Here is a 26,733-nt window from a genome sequence, read left to right as displayed (position 1 = left end):
GTGGTCGGTGGGGGCGGCCGGCGGCCGGGGTGCGGCCGGGTACACGGGGTCGTCATCCGTCATGCTCGGCGCCTCCGGCCAGCAGCGCGGTGCCCAGGACGAGGTCGGCGCCGCCGAACTCGGGGTCGTCGAGCACAGTGCCGTCGTCCACCGCGAACAGCAGCCGCGGTTCGCCCTGGCGGTGGGCGGTGCCGACCGGCGGCGAGGCGGCGTGGATGGCCAGCAGCGCCACGAGGTAGGGCAGGTCGGGGTCCTGGCGGCGGGCCTCGGCGAGCAGGCCGGAAAGCCGGCGCGGCGCGTCCGGCGGCAGGTCGAGCAGGGCGAGCGCGGACTCCAGCTGCTCGTCGCTGAACCGGGAGTCGTCGGGGGTGGCCACGAGGTCCGGTTCGGGCATCTCCGCGCCCAGGTGGTCGCGTTCGGCCGGCGGGGTGAGCAGCAGGTCGACCAGGTCGGTGACGCGGACGGCGCCGGGGGTGCGCAGACCGGTGCCGCGGGCGAAGAACGCGTCGGTGACGCGGGAGGCCTGCTCGACCGGCAGCGGCAGCAGCGGCGCGACGAGCTGCCCGTACAGGTCGAGTCCGGCGCGGGCGGGCGGCGCGGCGAACGCCTGCCGGTCCTGCTCGGCGCGGAAGAGCGGCCCGGCCTCCAGCAGCCGGGACTGGAGCTGGGTGTGGCGGCGGATGCAGTCCTTGACGATGTCCACCAGCTCGGCGGCGCGCCGCTTGTGCTCGGGCTCCTCCGCCTCGTCGCGCGCCTTGCGGATGTTGGTGAGGATCGCGTTCTCGTGCCGGTAGCGGTCGGCGACGTGGTCCAGCGCCTCGGCGATCATGTCGGGCACCTGGCGCAGCCAGTCGACCGCCCGGACGTTGCGCCGGGTGGCCTCCAGGGTGCGGCGGAGGGTCTCGGCATACTGCACCGTGCGGTAGCGGGCCTGCTCGGCGGCGAGTTGGGCGTCGGCGAGGCGGCCGCGGCTGATCAGCACCTCCAACTTGACCTCGGCGGCGATCTGGGCGCTGGTGACGTCGGTGTCCAGGGCGCCGACCAGGACGTTGACCGCCTCGTCGGTGGCGCGCAGGTAGACGGTGCCGCCGGGGCCGGCGACCTCCTCGATCAGCTTGAAGTCGTAGTCCCGGCGGACGTAGGCGCCGTCGGCGCCGAAGGTGCCGTAGACGGCGCGGAAGCCGCGGTCGGCGCTGCCGACGTTGATCAGGTTCTCCAGCACCCAGCGGGCGACCCGCTCGTGTTCGGCCTGGGCGCGGTCGGGGGCCTGGGCGGCGACGCGGGGCAGCAGCCTGGCCACTATCTGGTCGTGGTCCGCGCCGGTGTCGAAGTCCATGTTGAGGGTGACCAGGTCGATCGCGGCCAGCGCCACTTCGGCCATCGCGTAGACCGAGTACGCCCCGGCGAGGTTCGCCTTGCGGGTGTCGAGGTCGTGCAGCGGCGCGGTGCAGGCCAGCGCGCGCAGCCGGCGGGCCAGCCCCTCGTCGGCCGCCGGGCCCGGCGCGGGGCGCGGCGCACCCGGCAGCGGCTGCGGCTGCTGCCGCGACTGCTGCGGCGGAAGGTGCGGGACGGTCGTGGTCACCCCCCAACACTAGGCGCTGCCACCGACAACACACGAAACGGCACGGATGCGTACGGGGTGGACGGGGGGCTGTGGACAACGGGGGCCGCGCGGCCGCGGGAACTGCCATGATCGTGCCATGGGCATCGGCGGCGATGCGCGGCGGACTCGGGGGGACGGGGATCATCATGGCGCGGCAAGCGGCGGCACCGGCGGCGATCGACCTCAACGCCGACCTCGGCGAGGGCTTCGGCCGCTGGCGGCTGACCGACGACGAGGCGCTGCTCGCGGTCGTGACGAGTGCGAACGTGGCGTGCGGCTTCCACGCGGGCGACGCGGCGACGATGCGGCGGGTGTGCGACCTGGCCGCCGCGCACGGGGTGCGGATCGGCGCGCAGGTCTCCTACCGCGACCTGGCGGGCTTCGGGCGGCGGGCGATGGACGTGCCCGCGGACGAACTGGCGGCGGAGGTGGCCTACCAGATAGGCGCGTTGGAGGTGTTCGCACGGGCGGCGGGCGCGGTGGTGGCGTATGTGAAGCCGCACGGCGCGCTGTACAACCGGGCGGTGCACGACGCGGAGCAGGCCGAGGCGGTGGTGGCGGGCATACGGCTGGCGGGGCCGCTGCCGGTGCTGGGGCTGCCCGGTTCGCGGTTGCTCGCGGCGGCGGAGCGGGCCGGGTTGGCCGCGATACCTGAGGCGTTCGCGGACCGCGCGTACACCCGGGCGGGCACCTTGGTGCCGCGGCGCGAGCCGGGCGCGGTGGTCGCGGACGAGGAGGCGGTGGTGGCCCGCGCGGTCGGGCTGGCCCGCGACGGCCGGGTGGCGGCGCTGACCGGGGAGCCGGTCGCGGTCGCGGCGCGGTCGCTGTGCCTGCACGGGGACACCCCCGGCGCGGCGCTGCTGGCCGCCCGGGTGCGCGGCGCCCTTCAGGACGCCGGGCTGCGGGTGGAGGCGTTCGCGTGACCGGCGCGGCCGATCCGGGTGCCGGGGTGCCGGCCGTACGGGCGTTGCGGGCCGGGGCGTCGGCCGTCCTGGTCGAGGTGGCGGACAGCGCGCAGGCGCAGGCGCTGCACGCGGAGCTGGAACGGCGCCGCGCGGCCGGTGCGTTGGGCGCCGTGGCGGAGGTGGTGCCCGCGGCCCGTACGGTGCTGGTCGACGGGCTCGCCGACCCGCGGGCGTTCGCGGCGGACGTGGTGCGCTGGCAGGTGCCGCCGCTGCCGCCCGCCGCCGCGGACACCGTCGAGCTGCCCGTACGGTTCGACGGGCCGGACCTGGCGGAGGTCGCGGCGCTGTGGGGCATGTCGCCGGCGGGTGTGGCCGAGACCGTCGCGGGGACCGGCTTCCGGGTGGCGTTCTGCGGGTTCGCCCCCGGGTTCGGGTATCTGACCGGCCTGCCGCCGGAGTTGGCGGTGCCGCGCCGGGCCAGCCCGCGAACGGCCGTACCGCCGGGGTCGGTCGGCCTCGCCGGGCCGTACGCCGGGGTGTATCCGCGGTCCTCGCCCGGGGGTTGGCAGATCGTCGGGACGACCGACGCCGTGCTGTGGGACACCGGCCGGGACCCGGCGGCCCTGCTCGCGCCCGGCACCGCCGTCCGCTTCCGGGACGTCGGCCGGGCCGTCCGCCAGGACGTCCGTCTGCCGGGTATGCGGTGAGCGGCGCCGTGCTGGCCGTCGTACGCGCCGGCGCCCTCACCACCGTCCAGGACCTCGGGCGGCCCGGATACGCGCACCTCGGGGTGCCCGCCTCCGGTGCCCTCGACCGCCCGGCGCACCTCCTCGCGAACCGCCTGGTCGGCAACTCCCCCGGAGCGGCGGGGCTGGAGACCACCGTGACCGGCTGCGCGATACGCCCCTCCCGCCCGCTCGTCGCCGCCGTGACGGGGGCCGCCTGCCCGGTCCGGGTGGACGGCCGCCCCGCCGCCTGGGGCGCGCCCGTCCGGGTCCCGGCCGGTGCGGTCCTCGACGTCGGCGCCGCGACCTGCGGGATACGCTCCTACGTCGCCTTCGCCGGGGGGCTCGACCTTCCCCCGGTGCTGGGCAGCCGCGCGGCCGACCTCCTCTCCGGGCTGGGCCCCGCGCCGCTGGTCGACGGCGCCGAACTCCCCCTGGGCCGCGCACGCTTAGGCCCGGCCGGCGGCTGCGACGTCCTTCCGTACGGTCCGCTCGGTGCCGAACTCGTCCTTCCGCTGGTGCCCGGGCCCCGTGCGGACTGGTTCGCGCCCGGCGCCCTCCGTGCGTTGGCGCGCGGGCGCTACACCGTCTCGCCCGCCTCCAACCGGATCGGCCTGCGCACCCTCGGGCCGCCCGTCGCCCGGGTGCGCCATGAGGAGCTTCCCAGCGAGGGGATGGTGCTCGGGGCGGTTCAGGTCCCCCCGGACGGGCGGCCCGTCGTCTTCCTCGCCGACCACCCCACCACCGGGGGGTACCCCGTCATCGGGGTCGTCCCCTCCCCAGCGGTCGCTGCCGCGGGCCAAGCCGCCCCCGGGGCCCCCGTACGCTTCGCCCCCACGTCCCTCCGCTGACCCGGCGCGGTTCCCCGCGGCTTCCCTCCTGCCCCGTGCGGTACGTACTCACCCGCGGGTGCGTGGTGGCTGGTCGCGCAGTTCCCCGCGCCCCCATGTCCTGCCCCTCACGGTACGTGCCTAACTGCCCATGCGTCGTGGCTCAGCGCGCAGTTCCCCGCGCCCCCAGGGGGCTGCCCCGTGCGGTACGTGCGTACCCGCCGGTGCGACGTCGGTGGGCGTGCCTCGGGGACGTGCGGGTTCTCCGCGGCGCGCAGCCCCGTCAGGGGCGCGGGGAACTGCGCGACCAGCCCGCAACCGGCCCGCGGACGGACAACCCACCGCATGGGGCAGCACCCCGGGGCGTTTTACGGGGGGAGGTGGAGGGAGGCGATCGCTTGGGCCGTGGCGTGGCGGGAGGCGAGGTCGAGTTGGGCGACGTTGCCGCGCAGTCGGTGGCGGTACTCCTCGAGGGCGAGCCGGAGGAGGTCGGGGAGGAGGTCGCGGCTGCGATCGGCGACCCAGCGGGACCCCTTCGTCGCCATCCACCAGGTGGAAGCGGCTCGCCCGGGGGGAGGCCGGTCGGGCTCGAGCCGGGGCGGCGGCCCACCCGCGAGCCCGCGGGAGACGAGCAGCGCGTGGAAGTCGTACGCGAGCAGGCGGTGCCCCCGTTCGCTCGGGTGGAGCCGGTCCGCGCTGAGCGCGCCGGGCGAGGTGGCCCAGGGCCGGTCGGCGGCGTGGAGGTGGAGCGCGCCGTGGTGCGCGGACAGCGCGTGCACCACGGAGTTGAGCGCGGCCATGCGGCGGGCGAGCGGCCGGGCCAGTGGCCAGGGCAGCCGCAGGACGCTGCCGGGGTCGGGCAGGCAGGCGGTGAGGATGTCGGCGCCGGAGGCACGCAGCGCACCGAGGGTGAGGTGGAGGTCGGCGGCGACCTGGTCGATGGCGAAGGCGCCGCGCAGGGTGTCGTTGCCGCCGACGAGGACGGACGCCAGGTGCGGCCGGCACGCGAGGGCGACGGCGAGTTGGCGTCCGGCGACGTCGCCGGAACGGGCGCCGCTGCGGGCGGCGTTGACCACGTGCACCGCCCCGGGCCGCTCGCCGACGGCGTCCGCGAGGAGCGCGCCCCAGCCGCGCCAGCCGCCGGGCACCGGATCACCGACCCCCTCGCTCAGCGAGTCCCCGAGCACCGCGAACCGCAAAGCGCCGCGCGGCGCGGCCGCCCGCAGGCCGCCCCGGTGGTCGGCGCCGGCCGGGGAGAGCGGCACGTCGGTGCTCATGGCCGCGGGTCCGGCAGGGCGGCGGCCGGGTGAACGGCGGGCCGGGCGGCGGACACGCCGTGGGCGGCGAGGAACGCGGCAACGGCAGCCGGCCACGGGTGGAGCTCGGCCCGGTCCCGGGCCCTGGCGCGCCGCGCCCCCTCGGGCACCGCGAGCAGCCGCCGTACCGCGCCCGCGTACTGCGCCGGGGTCCTGGCCGCGGCGCCCGCGGACCCGATCAGCGCCGGCAGCGCGGAACGGGCACTGGCGACCACGGGCGTGCCGCAGGCCAGCGCCTCCAGCGCGGCGAGCCCGAAGGTCTCGACCGGCCCGGGCGCCAGCGCCACGTCCGCGGTGGCCAGCAGCGCCGCGAGGTCGGCGCGGCGCGCGACATGGCCGAGGAAGGCCACCGGCAGCCGCGCCGCGCGGGCCCGTTCGGTGAGCCGGGCGCGCAGCGGGCCGTCCCCGGCGACCACCAGCACCGCGGGCACACCCCGGGCGCGCAGCTGGGCCAGCGCGTCGAGCGCGTCGTCCGGCCGCTTCTCCGGGGACAGCCGCGAGCACATGACGAGCAGCGCCTCGCCGTCGCGCGCGTACCGCTGCCGTACCGCCGGGTCGCGGTGCGCGGGGTGCCATGCGGCCAGGTCCACGCCGAGCGGGGCCCGTACGACGTTGCGCGCGCCGATCCGCTCGAACTCCGCGGCCGCCCACGCGGTGGTGCACACGATGCGCGTGTAGGCGTACGCGGAGCGGCGGTTGAGGGCGTCGCCGGCCCGGCGGGCGAACGGGCCCGGGACGCCCCAGGTGCCGAGCACGCCGTCGGCGCTCTCGTGCGAGACCATCACGGACGGGATGCGGCGGCGCCGGGCCCACTCCCCCGTCCAGCGCAGCGTGGTGCGGTCGGAGACCTCCAGGCGGTCGGGGGCGAGCCGGGCGAGCAGCGCCTCGACCGGGGCGCGGCGGGCCAGCACCCGGTAGCCGCCGGTGCCGGGGATCTCGACGCCGGGCAGGGTGATCACCCGTCCCTGCGGGGTGGGTTCGTCGGAGTGCTCGGCGCCGGGGATCACGAGCACCGGGTCGTGGCCGGCGGCGGCGTACCCCTCGCCGAGGTGCCGCAGCGCGGTGCGCAGGCCGCCGGAGACAGGCGTCACGAAGTTGGCCACGCGGACGATGCGCAGCGGCCCGGTCGCGGCGCCGCTCGTGCCGCTCGGGCAGCTCGTGCCGCTCGGGGAGCTCGGGGAGTTCGGGGAGCTCGTGCCGCTCATGCCGCGGCCACCTGGCGGCCGGTGAGGACGTCGGCGTAGTGGTCCAGGAGCTGGTCGCCGACCGCCTCCCAGGTGCGGGCGGCGACCTGGCCGCGGGCACGGGCGCCGTAGCGGGCGCGCAGGGCGGGGTCGGCCTGGAGCCGCCGTACGGCCTCGGCGGTGGCGGCGGCGTCCAGCGGCGGGACGAGCAGGCCGGTCCGCCCGTGGTCGACCAGGTCGAGCGGGCCGCCCGCGGCGGGCGCCACCACCGGCAGACCGCTGGCCATCGCCTCCTGGACGGTCTGGCAGAACGTCTCGAACGGCCCGGTGTGGCAGAACACGTCGAAGGAGGCGTAGATCCGGGCCAGTTCGCCGCCGGTGCGGCGGCCGAGGAAGACCGCGCCGGGCAGCGCGGTGCGCAGTCCCGGTGCGCTGGGCCCGTCGCCGACGACGACCACCCGTACACCGGGCAGCGCGCAGGTGGCGGCGAGCAGCTCGACGTGCTTCTCCGCGGCGAGCCGGCCGACGTAGCCGACGATCAGCTCGCCGCCCGGGGCCAGCTCGCGGCGCAGCGCGTCGTCGCGGCGGTCGGGGTGGAACCGGCGGGAGTCCACGCCCCGCGCCCACAGGTGCACCCGCGGCACCCCGTGGCCGACCAGGGCCTCCACCGAGGCGGTGGAGGGCGCCAGGGTGCGCGCTGCTGCGCTGTGCACGGCGCGGATACGGCGCCAGGCGGCGGCCTCGCCGGTGCTCAGGTACGTCCTGGCGTACCCGGCCAGGTCGGTCTGGTAGACGGCGACGGCGGGCACGCCGAGCCGGGTGGCGGCGGCCATCCCGCGCGCGCCGAGGACGAAGGGGCTGGCCAGGTGCACCAGGTCGGCGCGGTGCGCGGCGACGGCCGCGGCGGTGCGGCGGCCGGGCAGCGCCACCCGCACCTGCGGGTAGCCCGGCAGCGGCAGCGACGGCACCCGTACGACGGGGCAGGGGTCCTGGCCCGGTTCGGGGACCAGGGGGCCGGCGGGGGCGACGACCAGAGGGTCGTGACCGCGCCGGACGAGGTGTTCGGCCGTGCGCAGCGCGCAGTGGGCCACTCCGTTGACGTCCGGGGGGAAGGACTCGGTGACGATGGCGACTCTCATACGGTGGTTGTCGCCGGACCGGGAGTTGTCAGGGCCACGTGGATCTTTCCCGAAGGGGAACGCCCCATGAGCGTTGGGCTCGCAGCTCACCCGGGCCGTGGGCGGCGCACCCGGAGCCGCGGGGCGGGCCCGGTGGGCCGGTCGGCGGCCCGGTTGGCGGCCCGGCGACGGGCGGGCAGCGCGCGGACGGCGCACAGGTGGCGCGTAGGAAGGGCGCGTACGGCGGCGGGCGGGCGGACCGCGCGGGAGGGTGCCGGGCGAGCGGGTGCGACAGCCGGGGGCCGGAGTCGGTAGGCTTCCGCCGCCCCGTCCCCACGGGAGTCCGCACGGCCGCCAGGCATGAAACGCCCGGTGGCCGGTAAGGATGCCGGACGGCGTGACCCGCCTGGCCACGGAAATCCCGTTGCCATGAGACCCCCCGCACCGGATGCTGACCTCATGTTCGACCCAGACATAGCGCCCAGTGGCACCCTTCTCGGCCTCCTCCAGCGAGGACGCGGGGACGGGCCCCTCCATGCCCTGGCGACCGAGCGCGCGGAGGCACTCGCCGCCCTGGAGCAGTGCGTACTGCGCGACCCCCGCCTGGACTGGCGGGTCGAGTCGCGCTCCTTGTACTACGCGCGGCTGTACTCCGATCTGGAGGGCCCGCTCGACGGGATCGAACAGCACCTCTTCCATCCCGACGACCTGCTCGCGCCCGACGAGCACCGCTGCGGGCTGGCGCTGTCCGTGCTGGGGCACCTGGCGGGGTACGGCCGCCGCGACGCGCTGCGGCTGCTGCGCCGCTACGCCGCGACCGGCGGCTGCTGGGCCTGGGCGCTGGACGAGCTGGCCGTGCGGGACAGCGAGGCGGGGCTGCGCGCGCTCGGCCCCGCGGTGGTGGCCCGCTTCCCCGCGACCGAGGAGGGCGACGCGCAGCTCGCGCTCGCCGTCCGCGAGGCGTACGAGCCGCGGCCGTGGCAGCTGTGGGCCGAGGACTCCGCCCACCCCGACACCGCGGCGCGCGTGCGCCGCGCCGGCGAGCAGGTGTCCTTCGACCGCTGGCAGCGGCAGATGCGGTCCGCCGGGCCCGCGCCCGGGTGGGGTGTCGCGGCCGTGCTGGAGTGGGCCGAGCAGGGGCTCGCGCAGTATCCGGCACTCGAACGGGACCAGCCCGCCGCGCGCTGCCTCGCCTCCGTGGCCGGGCCGGAGGACCGTCCGGCGCTCCTCGCGGCGGCCCGCGGTGGGCCCTCGGCCGCGCGTGCCGCGGCCCTGCGGTATCTCGTCGACCGGCGCGACCCCGAGGCGTTCGCCCTCGTGGAGGCCGCCGCGGCGGAGGGGTCCGGCGCGGACGAGCGGGTGGTACGCGCGGCGCTGGAGGCGTTCGAGCGGCGCGCGGACGAGGGGGCGTGCGCGCGGGCGCGCGAGTGGGCGGCGCGCACTGACGCGCTCGGGTACGCCGCCGCGCGCGTCCTCGCGCGGCACGGCGGCAGCGACGACGCCGACCTGGTGCTGGCGGCGCTGCGGCGTGCCGTGCAGGGGGGCGGGGCCGACGCCGACGGGCTCGACGCGCTCGTCGAAGGGGCTGGGCGGCTGTCCGCGTGCCGGGCGGCGCCCGTGCTGCGGCATCTTTACCGGGAGACGTCCTCCTCGCAGTTGCGCGGGGTGGCGGCCCACGCGCTGGCCGCCACCGATCCCGGCTTCGCGGCCGGGTTCGCGGTGGAGTGCCTGTGGGACTGCGAGGAGAGCACGCGGGAGCTGGCGGCGCGGAAGGCCGCGTCCGGCGATGTGCGGGTGCTGGCGCAGTTGCGCCGGCTCGCCGCCGATCCGGCGGAGGAAGTCGACGTCCAGGCGGCGGTGCGGGGGCGGCTCAGCGCGGGGTGAGGGTGCCTCCGGCGGCGGGAGGAGGGTGCGGTGCCCCTGCGGGGCGTTGTCCGGGTGCGGGTGCGTTGTGGCTAGGCCCTTCCCCGCGCCCCCGGGTAGGTGCCCCTTGCGCATCCGGCTTTGGACTGGGCGACCCGTCACATCGGCCGACCGCCGATCAGTAGCGCCGTCGCTCCAGGGCGACAACGGGGCAGTTCAGCGCACGGGCGATCTTGACCAGGTTGGCCGGGGTGGCGTTGCGCCAGCCGGATTCGATCTCGCCCATCAGCTGCTCGGAGATCCCCACTTCTGCGGCCAGTTGCCGCTTGGTCAAACCCGCCCTCTGTCTCGCCCAGCGAACCACCACCGGTTCGTGGTGAAGCTCCTTCGGACGCCACCGACCCCGCCGCACCGTCACGGCACCGGCTGCCGCGTCCCGGCTCACGGGCGTGGTTCCGTCGCGGTGTGGTGGTGCGTCTGCCAGTCCTGGTAGATCGCGGTGAAGGCGGGCCGCACGTGCTGATCGAGGTAGTCCGTATGGGCCTTCAACCGTGCGATGAGCGCGGCCAGTTCGCCCGGATCGGCGCAGACCGTCTCCTCGGTGTCGCTGACCTGGACGGTCAGGACGGGGCCTACGGGCCGGTCGGGGGCTTCGCGCTCGGCGCAGGGGTGGCAGGTGATCGCGGCGAAGGGCGTCACATAGTCGTCCTCCTCCGCGCCGTCGCCCGGACCGACCAGCGAGCCCGCGAGGTCATCGAAGTAGCGGAACAACTCGACATCACACGCGGCCACAGGAAGACGGTCCGGGTCGATGCCGGACGCGCTCGGGTCCTCGTACGCCCACGGCGGCAAGTACCCGGACACCGTCACACCGTTCGTCGCGGTGAGGCGCCACGTACGCGGTGTCCCGGTGGTGCGTAACTCCGCAACGGCAGCGGCTTCTTCATCAGCGCTCACGGCTCAATGTCCTTCGCCGCCCCACCCCCGGTGTGCTCCTCCAGCAGCGCGCGCAAGAACGTCAGCGAGGCCGCCGGCGTCAACGCCGCGTCCCGCAGCATGTCGTACGCCAGCCGCAACGGCTCGACCTCCTCCGGCTCCTCCACGACGTGACCGCCACAACTGCTCCGCGCGTACGCGACCATGCGGCCCTGCGGCAGGAAGACCAACTCCAGCGGACCGAGCAACTGGTGCGGCCCCGCACCGAACGGCACCACGTGCAGCGACACGTGCGGTAACTGGGCCACCTGGACGAGATGTTCCAACTGCTCACTCCACGTGCGCGGGTCGCGTGCCTTCCTGCGCAGCACCGCTTCATCGATGAGCGCCCGGTAGTGCACCGGGTCCGGGTCGGCCAACCGCTCCTGCCGCGCCAACCGCCCGGCCACCTTCGCGTCCACCTGCTCGACACCGTCCAGGCGCAACAGACGCACCTGCTCCTGCGCATAGGCCCGCGTCTGGAGCAGGTCCGGCACCGCGCTGTTCACGTACTCCTGAATGCCGACCGCCACCGCCTCCAATGCCGCCAGCCCCACGAACGGCCGTTCCTTCGCCTCCTGCTTCGCCAGGTGCCACAGCTTCACCAACAGGTCGCCGGTTCCGTACACCCGGTCCAACGCGGCGGCCGCGTCCGCCGTCCCCAACCGCTGTCCCCGCTCCAACCGGTGCAGATACGACTGCTCGTAAAGGCACAGCTCCGCCAGTTGCACCAGCGTCAGCCCCGACTCCTGCCGCCGATAAGCCAATTCACTCGCATACCACTCCCGCGCCGACAACCACTCCCAGTCGGCAGGTTCACGCCTCCCACTGCTCCCCGTACCGGTGTTGTCCATGGCCATGCGGAAATTCCCTTCGTACGATGCCGTCCGTGATGGTGATGGTGCGGTGCGACCGATCCACGCGGGAAGACCGGCGCGGCGGGCCGCCAAGTCCCCTTGTCCGGAATCGAACCGGAGTCGTCGGGCGTTTCCGCGCAATGAACGGAGAAGCGCGGAACAGCCCGGGCTCTCCCTGACTGAGCTACAAGGGGATTCACAAGGGAAGAGCTAATGGCGGGGCGGATCACCCGCGAAGGCGACCCCTATCTCGACCCCGCACAGCAACGCCAGACCGACCAGTACCGAAATCCCGACCCAGCCCATCGACAGGACCAGCCGCCATTTACGGATCACGACGCGGTCTCCGCAGCCAGCGCTTCCTGCAAGGCCGAGGCTTCGGTCAGGTAGTGCTCAGAGCTGAGCGGGACACGCCACCGCACGCCGAGTCCCTCGGTGCGGTCGGCGGGCGGCACCACGACGTACGCGGCCATGCCCAAGCACTCGGCGCCGCACTCGGTCCAGTTGTCCGGAGCACCGGGCAACACCAGCCAGTACCAGACGTGTCCGCGCGGGTCCTCGATGACGGCTCCGGTCTCTTCACCGAGACGAGCGAGCACGCTCTCACCGATACGCCCTGGCACCTTGACCGCGTCCCACGCCTGACCGCATGACACCAGCTCCAACCGCCCCCGTTGCGGGGGCTGCCACGCCAGGACGGGACCTGCCTCCACTTGAGCCCTCAAGCGGCCGACCAGGCAGCACATCGCCGTCACTGACCGCCCCATCCGTTCGGTGTACCGAACCGCATCAAGGGAACGCGGCCCGGCATCCAGCCGGCGCCTGGCCTCACCTACGCTGAGCAGTGCGATGGCCCGCACGTCGTTTCCCTCCGGGCGCCGCTGCGCCATGCCCTCCACGACGGGGACCAACTCACTCAGCACCGCCCGCATCCGCGCCGCCGCGCGAACCTGTTCAGCGACAGACAACAGCGCAGCGCCATCGACCACGCCCTGCGCTTCCTTGAGCAACGCCGCTGGTAACAGACGACGAGAATCGCTCGTACCCATGCCGGGGGAACCGGTATTTTCGTCCATGTCGATCTACTGCTCCTTGCAACTGTGTCGGATCGGCCACGCCCGGGACTGTGCCCGCGGTCGCCGGGGTCTGCACCTGAAACCCTCGTGGGTGAGAAGTACCGAACCAATCGCACGGCCCTATGTGCCGTCCTATATTTGGAGCTATGAACGCCTCCCCGCTTGGGCTTTGGTCCCATCCTGATCTCCGGGCGGCAGCCAAGGCCGAGGACTGGGGCGCCGTTTTCCGTATCTACCGCAGGGTGGCTGCGCTCTCGCAGACGAAACTCGGCGAACTGGTCGGTCTGGTCCAGCCCGATGTCTCCGACATCGAGCGCGGACGTCGCCGGGTCACTTCGGCCGAAGTCCGTCAGCGCATCGTGTCCGGCCTTGACGTGCCGGATGAGCTGCTGCGTCGTGAAGCGCCCACTCCTGCGCCATCTCCGGTGCCGCGGTTGGAGCTGCCGGGGCTCGGCCCCGACGAGGATCTGTTGGCGCGGGTCACCACTGCCGCCAACGCGACGCACCGGGTGGATGCGGCCACCCTCGACTGGCTGGACCAGCTACTCGCCCAGCACCGCGCGGCGGAAGACCTGATCGGGTCCCGGCCATTGGACGAGATCATGCATCAGCAACTGCGAACTGTCGTGAACCTGTATGCCAGTGCTCGTGGCCCGCTCTCCCGCCGGGTGGTGCGTCTCGCCGCGGAGCACGCGCAGTTCCTCGCATGGATGGCGCAGGACCAAGGACGGACCGCTGCGGCACTCGCCTGGTACGACCGCAGCCACGAATGGGCCCTGGAAGCCGAAGACGTGGACATGGCCGCCACCACCCTGTCCATGAAGTCCCACATGGCGTGGTCCGGTGGACGCGGCGACCGCACGGTGCGCCTCGCTGAAGCCGCGCGCTGGTCCGCGCCGGGCGCGTCCTTGGGCGTGCAGGGGATGTCCGTGCAGATGGCGGCGCGCGGCCACGCCCTCAACGGTGCCGTCGACGAAGCGCACCGCCTGATCGACGAGGCCCAGAACCTGATCACTCGGGCGTCCGAGCACCCCGAGGACGAACCACCCTGGATGTACTTCTACGGGGAGACCTGGTTCGAGCTGCAGCGCGGCATGATCGCCATGCACCTACACGACTGGTCCGGGGCCGTGCAAAAGCTGACGATCGGACTCGCCGCTCTGGAGACAAACTACCAGCGAGACCGCACGTGGTACGGCTCTTGCCTTGCCCACGCATACGCGGCGGCTGGGGAAACCGCCCAGGCACTGACGGTCGCCCTGCCACTGCTCGCGGACGCAGCCGTCATCGGGCGCCCGCACTCCTGGAACGAGCTCCACCGCACGGCGGCAGTGCTCATGCGCGCGGGCGCCAAAGAGGGACGACAACTGGTAGACGCCCTCGCTCCCTTTGACTGACTCCGCGCTGGAGGCGCGTCGGCCGACCGGTCTCCCGGTAGAACGGTGTGTCTCAGAGGGGCACCTCGCCCAGTTCCGCGCGCCGGCGGGTGAGGGGCCCTGGCGGGGCGTTGTCCGGGTGCGGGGGCGTTGTGGTTGGGGGGTTGGCGGCGCTGTTGGGGCGGGTGGGATTGGTGGGCGGGGGGCATATGTCAGGAGCACCACCGGATCGGGTATCGCCGAAACCCTTACGAGCCATCGCTCGCTGTGCAACAGTCGTAACTGGTCCATCTGTCCCGCCGTCCGCCACGGCCGTCACCGCGGCTGCCCGCAGACATCCCTCGGAGTGCGTCATGCCGTCCCCCGCGCACGCGGATTCCCCCACAGCACAGCCACCAGGCCCCGGGGCCGTGGATGCACTGATCAGCCAGGCGCGCCAGTTGCGCAGCCGGGTGGACGCGGTGCTCGGCGAGAGCGTGTCGGACGCCGAGGACCCGCGGCTGCGCTGGCAGCGGGCGCTGTGCGACCTGGCGGTGCACCAGCTCGACGATCTGGGCACGCATCTTGGGCAGTTGCGCGAGGGGTTCGCCCTCGACACGCCCGTCGCGGCGCTGCCGCACGGGTCGGCGGGGGCTCGGGAGGCGGACCGGCGGTTCGCCGGGGCCGAGCTGCCCGACGCGGCCGCGGTCGGCGCGCTCGGCCGGGCCGGGAGCGCCGAGTGGGACCTGCTCACCGACGGGGCGCAGTGGTCCGACGAGCTGTACCGCATTTTCGGCCGCTCCCCGCAGGACGGCCCGCTGACCCTGGACGAGCTGCCGTCGTGGCTGTTCTCCGAGGACCAGCAGCTGCTCACCGAGATGGTGACGGGCTGCCTGGTCGACGGGCGGCCGATCGACGGCGAGTTCCGGATCGTGCGCGCCGACGGCACGGTGCGCACCGTGCACATGGTCGGCGAGCCGGTCTTCGACGCCGACGGCGGCACCATCTCGATGTGGGCCGTGATCCGCGACGTCAGCGACCTGCGGCGCAGCCAGCGCGTGCTACGGGAGACCCGTGACTCCCTGGAGCGGCACCGGCAGATCGCCCAGACCGAGCGCCGGCTCGCGGTGGAGCTCCAGGAGGCCGTCCTCCCGCCGTGGCGCGGCGGCCTGCGCTTCCCGCAGGAGGGCGGCGCCACCGCGATGGACCTGGCCGCGCGCTACCTCCCGGCGTCGACCAGCGGTCTGATCGGCGGCGACTGGTACGACGCGATGCAACTGCCCGACGGCTCCTCGCTGCTGACGGTCGGCGACCTCACCGGGCACGGTGTGGCAGCCACGTCGGGCATGGCGATGCTGCTCGGCGCGCTGCGCGGGATGGCCGTCGCCGGGCTGGCGCCCGGCGCGCTGATGTCCTCGCTCAACGACCTGTTGGACACCGCCGCCCAACCGGCCCTGGGCAGCGCCCTGTGCTGCCGGTACGAACCGGCCGAGCGGGTCCTGCACTGGGCGCAGGCCGGGCACCCCGCCCCGCTGCTGTTCCGCAACGGGACGGGGCGCGTGCTCGACGCACCGGAGGGCATGCTGCTCGGCGCCTCCTCGGGCGCCCGGTACGCCCAGGCGAGCGAGCAGTTGTTCCCCGGCGACATACTGCTGCTCTACACCGACGGCCTGGTGCCGCAGCGTGCGCCGCACCACCCGACCAGCGGCGGCAGCGCCGAACGCCTGCTCGCCATCGCGCCGTTGCTCAACGGTGCCCGCTCCGCGCAGGACTGCCTGCGCATGGTGGCGGAGGAGTTCGACCTCCCCGACCGGCCGGACGACGCCTGCGTGCTGATCGCCCGGATCGCCTGACGGATCGCCTGACGGGTCGCCTGCCCCGGCAGCAGCATGGCCCGAGCACTCCGGTCCGCGCGCGGCCCGGTGTGACGTGTCGGCGTCGTCACACCGAACGGGTGCGCGCTGAACGGGACTTCGGCACCGCGATGTCCTGCGGCGCGGTGGTCGCCGGGGCGCTCTTCACCTCCCCCTTGGCCGGCTTCTGCTTGGGCAGCACCGCCTCGATCTCCCGGCGCAGCTCCTGGATGTCCGCCAGGGCGGCGTACCGGTCGGTGAGTTTGTGCATCTGGCGCAGCCGGTCCCAGGTGCGGTGCGAGGAGGTCTGCCCGATGGTCGTCAGCGCCTTGCGGGCGTGGCTGTCGGCCTGTTCGGGGTCGTCGGCGATGAAGCAGGCGGAGGCGAGCGAGAGGTGGTCGAAGATCACCGACCGCTCGTGGCCGCCGCCGCGCAGTTCCAGCGCCCGTCTGGCGTGTGCCTGGGCGTGGACGGCGGCCGACGGGTCGTGCTCGGCCAGCGTGCGGTAGGCGAGCGCCTGCATGCCGTGCAGGTCGGCCTCGTCGAAGTTCTGCATCCAGCTGGGCGTCGGCAGGTCGCCGTGGTCGGCGGCGAACAGCTCCTCGGCCTCGCCGAGGGTCCGGCGCATCTCCTGGTCGCGCCCCATGGCCGCCTGCGCCCACGCCTCGATGGTGCGCAGCATCGACTGCGTACGGGGCAGGGCCTGCTCGCCGGAGCCGGACGCGGCCAGCCGCATCAGGTCGAGCGCGTCGGCCGGGCGGTCCAGGTGCACCATCTGGCGGGCCGCCCTGGACAGCGCCTCGCCGGCCCGCGGCCGGTCGCCGCCCTCGCGCGCGGCGTGCGCGGCGATCACGAAGTACTTCTGGGCGGTGGGCTCCAGGCCGACGTCGTGGGACATCCAGCCGGCGAGCACCGCGAGGTTGGCGGCCACGCCCCACAACCGGCGTTGCAGGTGCGCGGGGTGGCGGTAGGAGAGCATCCCGCCGACCTCGTTGAGCTGGCCGACGACCGCCTTACGCTGGAGGCCGCCGCCGCGGGAGGCGTCCCACGCGCGGAACACCTCCACCGAGTGCTCCAGCGACTCGATCTCCTGGGCGCCGACCGGGACCGCCTCGTAGAGGTCCTGGGCGGCCGGATCGGCGCTGAGCGGGTCGTCGAGGACGGGTGCGTCGGCCGCGAGGGCCGGGTCGGTGTGCAGCCAGTCGTACATGGCCGCGCTGAGTACGGTACCTGCGGTGAGCGCTGCGCTTGCGCCCACCAGTCCGCGTCGGTTGAGCATGAGGTCCATTCCCGTGAATTCGGTGAGGACCGCGGCGGTTCGCTCCGGCGGCCACGGCAGGCCGTCCCCGGTTTTCTTCTTCCCCCCCTGCCGGCGCCGGTCGAACCCGAGGTCCTCGATGGTCACGACACGACCGAGGCGCTCGGTGAACAGGGCGGCCAGCACCCGCGGCACGGGTTCGCGCGGCGACTCGCCGGTTTCGATCCAGCGGCGCACCCGCGAGGTGTCGGTCGCCAGCTGCGGATGGCCCATGGCCGCCGCATGCCGGTTGACCAGCCGTGCGAGTTCGCCCTTGGACCATCCGGTGAGACCGAACAGGTCCGCGAGTCGGGTGTTGGCTTCGCTGCCCACGTCAAGCCCCCAGGTTCCTCGGCACCTTGACACTAATCCCGGTGACAAAGGCCCCGCGACTATTCGCCAGGGTTCGCCACGGTCCGCCAGATGGTCTGCCACCCGCGCCAGGGTGTCAGGTAGGAACGCGCCACCCCGCCCCGGTTCCGCATTCCCCAGGGTGCGGTACCGGGGCGGGGGCGGCGCCCCTGGCAACTCGTTGGCACACGAAGGGATCTGCTTCCACTCATGTATTCGGCATCGTCCTCCGTGTCCGCCCCGCCCCGGCCCGCGTACCCCTCGGTCGGCGAGCCGGTGCTGCGCCCGCGTCCGGCCGCCCTGCGGCGGACCGTGGCCGGCGGGCCCCGTCCGATCGGCGGGAGAATCGACTTGACCGGCCCTCAGGGGGCGCAGCTGCGGACCGCGGTGGCCGCGGTGCAGCGGATCTGTCCCGAGTTCGCGCCCGTGCAGCTGCTGCGGCGCGGCGGGCGTACCGCGCTGCTGATCGGTACCTCCGGCCGGGCGCCGGCCGTCGCCAAGTGCCTGCTGGACCACTCACCGGCCTGGGCGGAACGTTTCCGCCACGAGATAGCGGCCTACCGCACGTTCGTCCGGCAGCGCCCGCCGGTGCGGGTGCCGCGGCTGATCGCCGCCGATCCGGACAGCTGCGTCCTGGTGATCGAGCGGGTGCCCGGGCGGGTGGTCGCGCCGCAGCGCCACCCGGTGCAGACCCCGGCCCGCACGGATGTGCGCGCGGCGCTGACGGCGTACGCGCGGATTAACGCCTGGCGGCCGGCCCCGGGGTCGTTCGACGCGCCGATCGACTACGCGGCGCGGATCGGGCGCTATCACGAACTGGGCCTGCTCACCGACCGGGACCTGGGCGACCTGCAGAAGCTGATGCGCGGACTGGCGCACACGCAGGGCCAGTTCTGCCACGGCGACGCCCTGCTGTCGAACGTGCTGCTGTCGCCGGCCGGCCCGGCGCTGGTCGACTGGGAGCACGCGGGCTGGTATCTGCCCGGGTACGACCTGGCGGTGCTGTGGTCGGTGCTCGGGGACGACCCAGCGGCGCGCCGGCAGATCAGCCAGCAGGCGCAGGCGCAGGGCGCGGAGGCCCGGGACGGCTTCCTGGTGAACCTGATGCTGGTGCTGACCCGGGAGATCCGGACCTACGAGACGGCCGTGCAGCGGACGATGCGGGCGACCGGTCCGGCCGCGCCGGGTGCCGCCGAGGCGGGAGAGGAGCAGCGGCTGCTGCTGCGCCGGCTGCACGACGACTGCGGGATGGCGCGGGGCGCGGTGCGGGCGGCGGTCGGCACGCAGTGAGCGGTCGGAGCGCCGTGGCCCCGCGCCGGCCGGCGGGACGCTCCCCGTCGCCGCCCCTCCCCGGCTGCCTCGCCCCCGCCGCGCAGTGGGTGCCCGCGCATTGTCGACAGGGCGGGGAAACGTGGCAGGCGGAGGCGGGGCGGGGGCAGAGGTGTAGGCCAGTGGCGCGGGGCAGGTCGGTGGGGGCGCGGGCCGGAAAGGCGGTCAAGGCGGGGAGCGGGGCGGCGGGACGCGCCGTATACGGGTGGTTGACGGAGCGTCGGAGCGGCCGGTAGCTGTGGGGAAGCTGTGATCCGCCACCCCGCTTCGAGGAGGCCGTCGTGCCGCGTTCCGCTCCCCCGCCCCCACCCGTCTCCGGAAGACCCCCGGCACCTGCGCGCCGGGCCCGCGCCGCGGTGGCGGTCGCCGCGGCGGCGGCCCTGCTGCCGCTGTTCGGCACGGGCACCGCGGCGCACGCCGACGCCTCGGGCGCGCTCCAGCGGGCGTTCGCCGACGCCGCCGGGAAGTACGGCGTGCCGCGCAGCGTGCTGCTGGGCGTGTCGTACATGGAGTCGCGGTGGGACGGCCACCAGGGCGTGCCGAGCGTCACCGGCGGCTACGGGCCGATGCACCTGACCGACGCGCGGACCGCGCTCACCGACCATCCGGTGCGGCAGGCCGGCGACGGGGGCGACGACGGCCGCGGGGACACCTCGCGCCCGCTGATCACCCGCACGCAGGCGGCGGCGCCGGCCACGGCGTCCTTCCCGGCGAACCTGACCACGGTGGACCGCGCGGCGGCGCTGACCGGTCTTGCGGCGGCCGACCTGCGCGAGCGGCCGGCGGCCAACGTGGCGGGCGGCGCGGCCCTGCTGGCCGCGGAGCAGCGCCGGCTCGGCGAGCCGCTGAGCGCCGACCCGGCCGACTGGTACGCGGCCGTCGCGCGCTACTCCGGCGCGGACGACCGGGGCACCGCGGACTCCTTCGCCGACGACGTGTTCGACGTGATCCGGCAGGGCCAGGCGCGTACCACCGACAGCGGCCAGCGGGTGGTGCTCGCCGCGCGGCCGGGCCTGGCACCGGCGGCCGGTCAGGCGGCTAGGGTCGGGCTTCGCGCGGACGACACCGGGCCTGCCGAGTGCCCGCCGGGCCTGGGCTGCGAGTGGGTGCCGGCGCCCTACCAGGAGACCGGCGGCGGGGACTACGGCAACCACGACCTCGCCGACCGGCCGCAGGACATCAAGATCGACACGATCGTCATCCACGACACCGAGGGTTCGTGGGACACCTCGCTGAAGCTGGTGCAGGACCCGACGTACCTGGCCTGGCACTACACGGTCCGCTCCTCCGACGGGCACGTGGCGCAGCACGTGCCGGTCAAGGACGTCGGCTGGCACGCGGGCAACTGGTACACCAACGCGAAGTCGATCGGCATCGAGCACGAGGGGTTCCTCACCGACCCGGACGCCTGGTACACGGAGGCGATGTACCGCTCCTCGGCGCGGCTGGTGCGCTACCTGGCGCAGAAGTACGACGTGCCGCTGAACCGGCAGCACATCCTCGGCCACGACAACGTGCCGGGCCCCACGGGCGCCTACGTGCCGGGCATGCACACCGACCCGGGACCGTACTGGGACTGGGGCCACTACATGGCGCTGCTCGGCGCGCCGGTGGTGCCGACGGCGGGCCCGTGGGGCGGTGAGGTGACGATCGACCCGGACTACGCGGCGAACCAGCCGGCCTACACCGGCTGCGCCACGGCGGGCGCGGCGTGCCCGGCGCACGGCTCCGAGGCGGTGCGGCTGTACACCGCGCCGAGTCAGGACGCCCCGCTGGTGCGGGACGTCGCGCTGCACGGCGCGGGCGGCGCGAGCACCACGGACGTCAACGACGTGGGCGCCCGGGCCTCCACCGGCCAGCAGTACGCGGTCGCCGGCCGCCAGGGCGACTGGACGGCGATCTGGTACCTCGGCCAGAAGGCGTGGTTCCGCAACCCGGCGTCGGCGCCGACGGCGGTGGACGCCACGGGCCTGGTCGTCACCCCGAAGAAGGGCCTGGCGAGCGTCCCGGTCTACGGCCGCGCCTACCCGGAGGCGAGCGCCTATCCGGCGGGGGTGCCGGTGCAGGCGCTGACCCCGATGCCGTACACGATCCCGGCCGGCCAGCGGTACGTGGTCGGGGGCCGGGTGCACGGCGAGTACGACTACTCGGTCACCTTCGACACCGCGAGCCACCAGGTGGTGCGGGGCACGAACGTGTACTACGAGATCCAGCTCGGGCACCGAGTGGAGTACGTCCTCGCCTCGGACGTGACGCTGCTGCCGTCCGCGCTGTCGTAGCCGCGCGGCTTCACCGGGCGGCGGGCCTGTTCGGTGACCGGCACGCGTAAGGGGCGCCATCCCGGGATGGCGCCCCTTACGCAGCGCCCTTGCCCGGAGCGCCTGCCCCGTTCGACGGCTCAGCCGGCCTGGAACATCTCCGCCGGCAGCGGCTTGAGCAGCTGGTACAGGTCCTCGGTGATCGGCCGGTCCCAGGTGGCGATGGTGACCTGGACGCCGTCGCTGCGGTCGAACTGCACGCAGGCCACCCGGGATTCGGAGATCTTGATCCGGCGCACGATGAGCGGCCCGTCGGCGAGCATCACCGGGGTGCCCTCGATGTCGACGACCTCGGCCGGTTCGTCGTTGCCGAGCGCGGCCAGCAGCTGCGCCACCTCGAAGGGCACCTGGCCCTCCTCCAGCTCGCGGGCCGGCGAGCCCTCGGGGAGGTTCCCGATCAGCATCGAGGGGCCGCGGCCGCCGAACAGGTCGTACCGCAGGTAGATGCCCTGGCAGCTGCCGTCGGCGCCGGGCAGCAGCCCCGCGCCCAGGTCGCCGGGCCAGTCCCCCGGGTCCATCGCGAGGACATCGAAGTCCGGCCCGGTGGGCGTGGCTGCGCTACGGCGGCGGAGGAAGGACATGCTGCCATCGTACGTGGTGGCGGGGTCTTGACGGGAGCCCGTTTCAGGTCTCCCGCGGTGCCGCGAACGGCGCGGCCTGCGGTCCCGCCTCGGACGGGCGGCGCGGCGCGGGCACCCGGGCGAGTTCGGTCCTGGCGGTACCGGCCAGGCCGTCGGCGCCGCAGCGCACCGCGCCGTCCAGACCGCGCCGCAGGGCCTGCGCGGCGCCGCCCCGGCCGGCCGCGCGCAGCGCGGTTCCCTGGGCGACCAGCGCCGCCGCCAGCTCGTGGGCGGCCGGCGACGCCTCCAGGTGGGCGATGGCCTCGGCGAGCAGGTCCAGGCCGCGCGGGCCGCCGATCACCTCGGCGGCCACCCGCAGCGCGCTCCCGATCGCCGACGGCGCGCCGAACTGCCGGGCTCTGGCGACCGCGTCGAGCGCGGTGCGCGCCGCCTGCCCGGGGTCGTCCGGCGCCTGCGCGAGGGCGAGGTGCAGCTGCCAGGGGCACCAGCCGGGGTTGCGCATGCCGCGCGCGTCGAGCCGCCGCCCGACGGCGGCCAGTTCCGCGGCGGCCTCCTCGCGGCGGCCCAGGGCGAGCAGGATCTCGCCGTGCACGGCCTGGGCGTCGGGGAAGGTCACGGCGGCCGGGAAGGGCGCGGCGAAGGCGTAGCCGGCGGCGAGTTCGGCCGCCTCGGCGGCGCGGCCGCGGGCGACGAGCACCCCGGCGAGCACCGCGACGGCGTACCACTGCACGGGGGTGCCGCGGCCGACCCGCTCGGCCAGCCGCAGCCCGTCGCGGGCCAGTTCCTCGGCCTCGGCGAGCCGTCCGCAGCGGTGGCGGACGTAGCCGAGCAGGACGTACCCGAAGGACAGGTGCGCGCCGCGCCAGCCGTGGCGTTCGAAGTCGGCGATGCCCTCGGCGAACAGCTCCTCGGCGCGCTCGGGACGGTCGGCGTAGGCGTAGGTCATCGCCACGAGCACCGGCACCTCGAAGCCGCGGCCCTCCTCGACCCAGGGCAGGCCGCCGTGCAGCGCCCGGGCGGCGTGGCGCAGGACGGTGCCGGTGGGCTCGCCGCGCAAGGTGGCGTCCCAGGCGCGCAGGCCGATGATGTACCGCTCGGTGAGGTCGCGGCCGGTGAGGCGGTCGGCGAGGCGGGCCAGCCGGCGGGAGCGGCCGGGCGAGTCGGGCTCGTCGGCGCGGAAGGCGTCCCACATGAACTGCTCGGCCTGCATCCGCAGCCGGGTGCGCGGCGCGGTGGCGGTGCGGGCGGCGGCGGCCACCACCTCGGCGGCCTCGCTGAGCAGGTCGGAGTGGGCGAGGGACTGGGAGAGCAGGAAGATGATGCCGTCGCGCAGTTCGGGGTCGTCGATCGGCTCTTCCAGGGCGGCCCGCAGGTGGTTGGCGGTGGTCGCCGGTTCCAGCAGCTGGGTGGCGCAGCCGAGTTCGTAGCGCACGGCGGCGCGCTCGCCGGGCGGCGGGGGTTCGCGCAGCGCCCGGGCCAGGCAGTCGCGGGCCGCCTCGGGGGCGCCGGCCCGCAGGATCTCCCGGGCGGCGGCGCGCAGCTGGTGCACCACCCACGGGTCCTCCTCCGGGTGGGTCTCCAGCAGGTGCCGGGCGGCGGCGGTGGGGCCGAGCCCCGCGTCGAGCACCGCGAAGGCGGCCTTGCCGTGCAGGGCGACGCGGATCGCGCCGGGTATCGCGCGGTAGACGGCGGTGGCGATCAGCGGGTGGACGAACTCCAGGGTGCGGCCGCCGGTCAGGACGCGGGCGGCGCGCAGCCGGTCCGCGCAGTCGGCCGCCTCCTGGCTGCCCAGGCCAGCCACGGTGGCGGCCAGCGCGGGCTGGATCTCGGTGCCGAGCACGGCGGCGGCCCAGGCCAGCCGGACCGTCGAGGGGCCCAGGCGCTCCAGCCGGGCGACGAGCCCGCTGCCCTTGGCGGCGGCCGCCAGGTCCCGCAGCAGGTGCACGCTGCCGCCGTCGGGCGGCAGCCCGCGGTCGCGGACCTTGACGGCCAACTCGACCGCCTCGAAGGGGTTTCCGGCGGTGACCGCCCAGCACTCCCGGCAGAACTCCTCGTCGGCGTGCGCGCCGACCCGGTCGCGTACCAGCCGGCCGATGGCGTCCGCGGTCAGCGGCTCCAGGCCCAGCGGGCGGTGGCCCGCGCGGCCGGGCAGGCCGCGGAACGCCTCGGCGGACGGCGGCAGTTCGTCCGGGCGGTAGGCGACCACGACGAGCAGCGCGAGGTCGTCGGTGCGGGGCGCGAAGGCGGCCAGCCAGTTCAGCGACTGCGGGTCGGCCCAGTGCGCGTCGTCGAGGACCAGCACCACCGGGGCGTGCTGGACCGCGACATGGGTCAGCACCCAATCCAGGCCGTCGCGCAGGCCCTGCGGGTCGGGGGCGGCGCCCTGGCCGGCGGCCTGCGCGGTGCACAGGCCGAGCGCCGGGCCCACGATGCCGTACCAACTGCCCAGCGCCGCCCGGACGTCGGCCTCGGTGGCGCCGGCCAGCGGCGGTTGCAGGAGTTGCCGGGCGACGTGGAAGGCGACCTGCTGCTCCTGGTCGCCGCCGCGGGCGGACAGCACGGTGCAGCCGCGGTCCGCGGCCCGGGAGCGCACTTCGGCGAGCAGGGTCGTCTTGCCGAGGCCGGCCGGGGCGGCGAACGCCAGCAGGCCGCCTCGCCGCCGGCCGGGCGCCGGGTCGCAGAGCGCGGCCAACCCCTCCTCGACGGCGGACAGTTCGGCGTCGCGCTCGAACAGCGTGCGGGCGCCGCCGACCGTCCGTCCCACCATGGTCTCTCCCCTGGCCGACCGGCGGGGCGCGCGCCCGGCGCACTCAGTCCGGTGGGTTCACAGCGTACGCCGTCGGATGCGTGGGGTAAGGGGGTACGACGGTGCCGGTACGCCACTGGCAGGAGGCGTACCGGCGAGGTGGAGCCCCGCGGTTCCCGGGGAGGCGGTGCCTCCCGGTCGGCCCGCCGCGACCCTCCCACGGGGGCCGGGCCCGCCACCACCGCGGCCGGGCCCCACTCCCCGCCAAAGCTCCTGTGCGCCCCGCACGCGCCCCCGTTACCCGCCGTAACGAAGGCGCGCCCCCGTGCCGCCGAGGCGGCCTGCCGCTGCTCCGCGCGGGGGAGGTCAACCGGGGCTGTCGGTGGGCTGGTCGCGGTGGCGGGCGTGGTGGCGGGCGACGCGGGCGCGGTTGCCGCAGGAGGGCTTGCACCACTCCTGGCGGGCGTGCGCCTGGACGAAGTAGCGCACGCAGCGGGGGGCAGGGCAGGCGCGCAGCCGGGTGCGGTCGGGGCTGGTGAGGAAGGCCATGCCGGCCCGGGCCAGGGCGGCGGCGAGCAGGTCGGCGCGGGTGTGGTCGCGGGCCACGCGGTAGCCGCCCAGCGGTGCGCCGCCGGCCGGCCACAGCAGGCGGTGGGTGACCGGCACCCGGGCGGCGGCCGTGTTGAGCCCGTCCAGGGCCGCGCCGGCGTCGGGCAGCCGCCCGGCGTCGGCCTTGCTGGGCGCCCCGGGCAGCACCGCCCGGGCGAACAGGGCGCGCAGGGCGGTGCGTACCGCGACGGCGGCGGCGAGCATCGCCGGGTCGGCCGCGGCGCCGCCGTCCGCGAAGCCGTACTCCGCCAGGGCCCCCGTGTGCTGCCGCAGCCAGGCGGTCAGGCCGTCGGGGTCGGCGAGGTCGTCCGCGACGCCGCCGTGCCCGTCGTGGCGGACGGTGACCGCGAGGGCGAGGGCAAGATGATCAACCGGCATGGGCTAATGGTATCGTCGCCACACACCATTAAACGCAGAGGGGGTATTCGTGTCCGACCTGCGCGAGGTACTGCGCGAGATCGAGGTGTTCGAGGGGGAGCTGCCGGACTTCGACGTCTCGGAACTGCCCGCGGACCCGCACGAGTTGTTCGTCGAGTGGCTGCTGACCGCCATCCGGTCCGGCGTGCGCGAACCGCACGCGGTGACCGTGTCCACCACCGGCCTGGACGGCCACCCGTCCGCCCGCGTGCTGATCTGCAAGGACGTCACCGCCGACGGCTGGCAGTTCGCCGCCGACGCGGGCAGCCGCAAGGGCCGGGAGCTCGCGAGCCACCCGGCCGCGGCGCTCACCTTCTACTGGTCGCCGCTCGCCCGCCAGGTGCGGGTACGCGGCACGGTGCGCCCCGGCGGCCCCGAGGAGTCCGCCGCCGACTTCCTCGCCCGCTCCCCCGGCGCGCGCGCCGAGGCGCTGCTCGGCCGGCAGAGCACCCCGCTGAGCGACCTCGCGCTCCGCGACGCCGAGGTGCGCGCCGCCGCCGAACGCCTCGCCGCCGAACCGAGGGCGGTCGCACCCGGCTGGACGCTGTACACCCTGCGCGCCGAGCAGGTCGAGTTCTGGCAGGGCGACAAGCAGCGGCGGCACACCCGCGTCGACTACCGCCGTACGGACGCCGGTTGGGAGCGTGGACTGCTGTGGCCGTGACCGGGATCTCGCCCGCCGAACTGCCCACCGCACTCCCCACGGCACTCGCCGCGGGGCAGTCGCGGCTGCGCGCCCTGCTGCCGGGTCTGACCGACGGGATACTGCGCGGGCCCACCCCGCTGCCCGGCTGGACCCGCGGCCATGTGCTCACCCACCTCGAAGGGGTCGGCCTCGCCCTGGCCCGGCAGGCCCGCTACGCCCTGCGCGGCAAGCTCATCGAGGTCTACGACGGGGGCCGCGCCGCGCGGGACGCCGCCATCGAGGCCGGGCACCGGCGCCCGGTGCAGCAGCTCGCGCCCGCGCTGGCGGACGCGCTGGACGAGGTGGAGGCGTCCTGGTCCGCGGTCGGGCCGGACGACTGGGATCGGCCGGTGCGCTACCGCGACGGCACCCTGCGGGACGCCGGGCTCGCCTGGTGGCGGGAGTTGGAGATCCACACCGCCGACGCCGACCTCGGCTACGGCACCCACGAGTGGCCGGCGCCCCTGTGCGTCCACCTGATCGGCTTCCTCGCGTCACGCGTCCCGGCCGGGTACGAAGTGACGTTCACCGCCACCGACGCGGAGTTCACCCGGACGTACGGCTCCGGGACACCGCTGCCCGTCGCGGGCCGCCTGACCGACCTCGCGGCCTGGCTCGCCGGCCGCCATCCGGAACTCCCGCTGACCGCACCGGAGTTGCCGCGTCTGGGCACCTGGCCCTGACGGACCCGGCGGCGCCGCCCCGCGTTCCCCGCATCAGGGGGCCCGGGGCGGCGCCGC

22 protein-coding genes and 1 tRNA gene are annotated in these 26,733 nt (G+C 75.3%); 10 read left to right on the top strand and 13 right to left on the bottom strand.

Annotated features, from left to right (window positions below; all coding sequences use genetic code 11):
* Nucleotides 1-52: 52 nt before the first annotated feature.
* Nucleotides 53-1,525, bottom strand: a complete 1,473-nt coding sequence (locus AC3ERT_RS20985) for a hypothetical protein (RefSeq protein ID WP_435136933.1) — start codon at nucleotides 1,523-1,525, stop codon at nucleotides 53-55.
* Nucleotides 1,526-1,749: 224 nt separating this feature from the next.
* Between AC3ERT_RS20985 and AC3ERT_RS20980 the strand changes: the two genes are divergently transcribed.
* The 3 genes from AC3ERT_RS20980 to AC3ERT_RS20970 are packed head-to-tail and all read left to right on the top strand — an operon-like array spanning nucleotide 1,750 to nucleotide 4,084.
* Nucleotides 1,750-2,526, top strand: a complete 777-nt coding sequence (locus AC3ERT_RS20980; protein ID WP_435136869.1) for a LamB/YcsF family protein — start codon at nucleotides 1,750-1,752, stop codon at nucleotides 2,524-2,526.
* Nucleotides 2,523-3,215 (top strand): 5-oxoprolinase subunit B family protein, encoded by a 693-nt coding sequence (locus AC3ERT_RS20975; protein WP_435175989.1) that lies wholly within the window; start codon nucleotides 2,523-2,525, stop codon nucleotides 3,213-3,215. The genes AC3ERT_RS20980 and AC3ERT_RS20975 overlap by 4 nt, the downstream gene beginning before the upstream one ends.
* Nucleotides 3,212-4,084: a 5-oxoprolinase subunit C family protein gene (locus AC3ERT_RS20970; RefSeq protein ID WP_435175987.1), complete on the top strand. Its 873-nt coding sequence runs from the start codon at nucleotides 3,212-3,214 to the stop codon at nucleotides 4,082-4,084. Before AC3ERT_RS20975 ends, AC3ERT_RS20970 begins: the two co-directional genes overlap by 4 nt.
* Before the next feature lie 347 nt (nucleotides 4,085-4,431).
* On the opposite strand, the gene AC3ERT_RS20965 is transcribed toward AC3ERT_RS20970, so the two are convergent.
* The 3 genes from AC3ERT_RS20965 to AC3ERT_RS20955 are packed head-to-tail and all read right to left on the bottom strand — an operon-like array spanning nucleotide 4,432 to nucleotide 7,702.
* The gene (locus tag AC3ERT_RS20965; RefSeq protein WP_435175985.1) at nucleotides 4,432-5,340 is read right to left on the bottom strand and encodes an SGNH/GDSL hydrolase family protein; all 909 of its coding nucleotides are present in this window, start codon (nucleotides 5,338-5,340) and stop codon (nucleotides 4,432-4,434) included.
* A complete protein-coding gene (locus AC3ERT_RS20960; protein WP_435175983.1) occupies nucleotides 5,337-6,584 on the bottom strand; it encodes a glycosyltransferase in 1,248 nt (415 codons plus the stop codon). The genes AC3ERT_RS20965 and AC3ERT_RS20960 overlap by 4 nt, the downstream gene beginning before the upstream one ends.
* Nucleotides 6,581-7,702: a glycosyltransferase family 4 protein gene (locus tag AC3ERT_RS20955; RefSeq protein WP_435136884.1), complete on the bottom strand. Its 1,122-nt coding sequence runs from the start codon at nucleotides 7,700-7,702 to the stop codon at nucleotides 6,581-6,583. Before AC3ERT_RS20955 ends, AC3ERT_RS20960 begins: the two co-directional genes overlap by 4 nt.
* Before the next feature lie 438 nt (nucleotides 7,703-8,140).
* Between AC3ERT_RS20955 and AC3ERT_RS20950 the strand changes: the two genes are divergently transcribed.
* A complete protein-coding gene (locus tag AC3ERT_RS20950) occupies nucleotides 8,141-9,565 on the top strand; it encodes a HEAT repeat domain-containing protein (protein ID WP_435175981.1) in 1,425 nt (474 codons plus the stop codon).
* A 157-nt stretch (nucleotides 9,566-9,722) separates the two neighbouring features.
* On the opposite strand, the gene AC3ERT_RS20945 is transcribed toward AC3ERT_RS20950, so the two are convergent.
* The 5 genes from AC3ERT_RS20945 to AC3ERT_RS20925 all read right to left on the bottom strand — a co-directional run bounded on the left by AC3ERT_RS20945 (nucleotide 9,723) and on the right by AC3ERT_RS20925 (nucleotide 12,452).
* Complete coding sequence (locus AC3ERT_RS20945) at nucleotides 9,723-9,908, bottom strand: helix-turn-helix domain-containing protein (protein ID WP_435176019.1); 186 nt, start codon at nucleotides 9,906-9,908, stop codon at nucleotides 9,723-9,725.
* A gap of 77 nt (nucleotides 9,909-9,985) precedes the next feature.
* Nucleotides 9,986-10,501, bottom strand: coding sequence for a DUF6907 domain-containing protein (locus AC3ERT_RS20940; protein WP_435175979.1), 516 nt, complete (start codon nucleotides 10,499-10,501; stop codon nucleotides 9,986-9,988).
* Entirely contained in the window at nucleotides 10,498-11,379 is an 882-nt protein-coding gene (locus tag AC3ERT_RS20935; protein ID WP_435175977.1) for a helix-turn-helix domain-containing protein, read from the bottom strand. The genes AC3ERT_RS20940 and AC3ERT_RS20935 overlap by 4 nt, the downstream gene beginning before the upstream one ends.
* 91 nt (nucleotides 11,380-11,470) lie before the next feature.
* A tRNA-OTHER gene (locus AC3ERT_RS20930) sits at nucleotides 11,471-11,570 on the bottom strand.
* A 138-nt stretch (nucleotides 11,571-11,708) separates the two neighbouring features.
* Nucleotides 11,709-12,452 carry a DUF6415 family natural product biosynthesis protein gene (locus tag AC3ERT_RS20925; RefSeq protein WP_435175975.1) on the bottom strand — a complete coding sequence of 248 codons (744 nt, stop codon included), beginning with the start codon at nucleotides 12,450-12,452 and terminating at the stop codon, nucleotides 11,709-11,711.
* A 146-nt stretch (nucleotides 12,453-12,598) separates the two neighbouring features.
* Between AC3ERT_RS20925 and AC3ERT_RS20920 the strand changes: the two genes are divergently transcribed.
* Both AC3ERT_RS20920 and AC3ERT_RS20915 read left to right on the top strand, forming a co-directional pair.
* Nucleotides 12,599-13,849 (top strand): helix-turn-helix domain-containing protein, encoded by a 1,251-nt coding sequence (locus tag AC3ERT_RS20920; protein ID WP_435175973.1) that lies wholly within the window; start codon nucleotides 12,599-12,601, stop codon nucleotides 13,847-13,849.
* A gap of 332 nt (nucleotides 13,850-14,181) precedes the next feature.
* A complete protein-coding gene (locus AC3ERT_RS20915) occupies nucleotides 14,182-15,660 on the top strand; it encodes a PP2C family protein-serine/threonine phosphatase (RefSeq protein ID WP_435175971.1) in 1,479 nt (492 codons plus the stop codon).
* 88 nt (nucleotides 15,661-15,748) lie between these two features.
* On the opposite strand, the gene AC3ERT_RS20910 is transcribed toward AC3ERT_RS20915, so the two are convergent.
* Nucleotides 15,749-17,290, bottom strand: a complete 1,542-nt coding sequence (locus AC3ERT_RS20910; protein WP_435136911.1) for a DNA-binding protein NsdB — start codon at nucleotides 17,288-17,290, stop codon at nucleotides 15,749-15,751.
* 228 nt (nucleotides 17,291-17,518) lie between these two features.
* Here AC3ERT_RS20910 and AC3ERT_RS20905 point away from each other — a divergent pair, with 228 nt between their 5' ends.
* Together AC3ERT_RS20905 and AC3ERT_RS20900 are read left to right on the top strand one after the other, a co-directional pair.
* Nucleotides 17,519-18,598: an aminoglycoside phosphotransferase family protein gene (locus AC3ERT_RS20905; protein WP_335979920.1), complete on the top strand. Its 1,080-nt coding sequence runs from the start codon at nucleotides 17,519-17,521 to the stop codon at nucleotides 18,596-18,598.
* 320 nt (nucleotides 18,599-18,918) lie between these two features.
* On the top strand, nucleotides 18,919-20,916 hold the full coding sequence (locus tag AC3ERT_RS20900; RefSeq protein ID WP_435175969.1) for an N-acetylmuramoyl-L-alanine amidase: 1,998 nt from the start codon (nucleotides 18,919-18,921) through the stop codon (nucleotides 20,914-20,916).
* 119 nt (nucleotides 20,917-21,035) lie between these two features.
* On the opposite strand, the gene AC3ERT_RS20895 is transcribed toward AC3ERT_RS20900, so the two are convergent.
* The 3 genes from AC3ERT_RS20895 to AC3ERT_RS20885 form a co-directional block, all read right to left on the bottom strand.
* Nucleotides 21,036-21,536, bottom strand: coding sequence for a hypothetical protein (locus AC3ERT_RS20895; RefSeq protein WP_335979921.1), 501 nt, complete (start codon nucleotides 21,534-21,536; stop codon nucleotides 21,036-21,038).
* A 43-nt stretch (nucleotides 21,537-21,579) separates the two neighbouring features.
* Entirely contained in the window at nucleotides 21,580-24,303 is a 2,724-nt protein-coding gene (locus AC3ERT_RS20890) for an ATP-binding protein (protein ID WP_435175967.1), read from the bottom strand.
* A gap of 345 nt (nucleotides 24,304-24,648) precedes the next feature.
* Nucleotides 24,649-25,269 (bottom strand): CGNR zinc finger domain-containing protein, encoded by a 621-nt coding sequence (locus AC3ERT_RS20885; protein WP_435175965.1) that lies wholly within the window; start codon nucleotides 25,267-25,269, stop codon nucleotides 24,649-24,651.
* 49 nt (nucleotides 25,270-25,318) lie between these two features.
* On the opposite strand from AC3ERT_RS20885, the gene AC3ERT_RS20880 reads away from it, so the two are divergent.
* Both AC3ERT_RS20880 and AC3ERT_RS20875 read left to right on the top strand, forming a co-directional pair.
* Nucleotides 25,319-25,972 (top strand): pyridoxine/pyridoxamine 5'-phosphate oxidase, encoded by a 654-nt coding sequence (locus AC3ERT_RS20880; protein ID WP_435136924.1) that lies wholly within the window; start codon nucleotides 25,319-25,321, stop codon nucleotides 25,970-25,972.
* Entirely contained in the window at nucleotides 25,969-26,676 is a 708-nt protein-coding gene (locus tag AC3ERT_RS20875; RefSeq protein ID WP_435175963.1) for a maleylpyruvate isomerase family mycothiol-dependent enzyme, read from the top strand. The genes AC3ERT_RS20880 and AC3ERT_RS20875 overlap by 4 nt, the downstream gene beginning before the upstream one ends.
* Nucleotides 26,677-26,733 lie beyond the last annotated feature (57 nt).

This window comes from Actinacidiphila sp. bgisy145 (assembly GCF_057708125.1).
This window is presented reverse-complemented; position numbering and strand designations above follow the sequence as displayed.

Bases quoted from the DNA above. Each gene is read 5' to 3' on its own strand.
- AC3ERT_RS20980 (WP_435136869.1), top strand. From the start codon at position 1,750: ATGGCGCGGCAAGCGGCGGCACCGGCGGCGATCGACCTCAACGCCGAC.
- AC3ERT_RS20965 (WP_435175985.1), bottom strand. From the start codon at position 5,340: ATGAGCACCGACGTGCCGCTCTCCCCGGCCGGCGCCGACCACCGGGGC.
- AC3ERT_RS20960 (WP_435175983.1), bottom strand. From the start codon at position 6,584: ATGAGCGGCACGAGCTCCCCGAACTCCCCGAGCTCCCCGAGCGGCACG.
- AC3ERT_RS20955 (WP_435136884.1), bottom strand. From the start codon at position 7,702: ATGAGAGTCGCCATCGTCACCGAGTCCTTCCCCCCGGACGTCAACGGA.
- AC3ERT_RS20950 (WP_435175981.1), top strand. From the start codon at position 8,141: ATGTTCGACCCAGACATAGCGCCCAGTGGCACCCTTCTCGGCCTCCTC.
- AC3ERT_RS20935 (WP_435175977.1), bottom strand. From the start codon at position 11,379: ATGGCCATGGACAACACCGGTACGGGGAGCAGTGGGAGGCGTGAACCT.
- AC3ERT_RS20925 (WP_435175975.1), bottom strand. From the start codon at position 12,452: ATGGACGAAAATACCGGTTCCCCCGGCATGGGTACGAGCGATTCTCGT.
- AC3ERT_RS20920 (WP_435175973.1), top strand. From the start codon at position 12,599: ATGAACGCCTCCCCGCTTGGGCTTTGGTCCCATCCTGATCTCCGGGCG.
- AC3ERT_RS20915 (WP_435175971.1), top strand. From the start codon at position 14,182: ATGCCGTCCCCCGCGCACGCGGATTCCCCCACAGCACAGCCACCAGGC.
- AC3ERT_RS20905 (WP_335979920.1), top strand. From the start codon at position 17,519: ATGTATTCGGCATCGTCCTCCGTGTCCGCCCCGCCCCGGCCCGCGTAC.
- AC3ERT_RS20895 (WP_335979921.1), bottom strand. From the start codon at position 21,536: ATGTCCTTCCTCCGCCGCCGTAGCGCAGCCACGCCCACCGGGCCGGAC.
- AC3ERT_RS20890 (WP_435175967.1), bottom strand. From the start codon at position 24,303: ATGGTGGGACGGACGGTCGGCGGCGCCCGCACGCTGTTCGAGCGCGAC.
- AC3ERT_RS20885 (WP_435175965.1), bottom strand. From the start codon at position 25,269: ATGCCGGTTGATCATCTTGCCCTCGCCCTCGCGGTCACCGTCCGCCAC.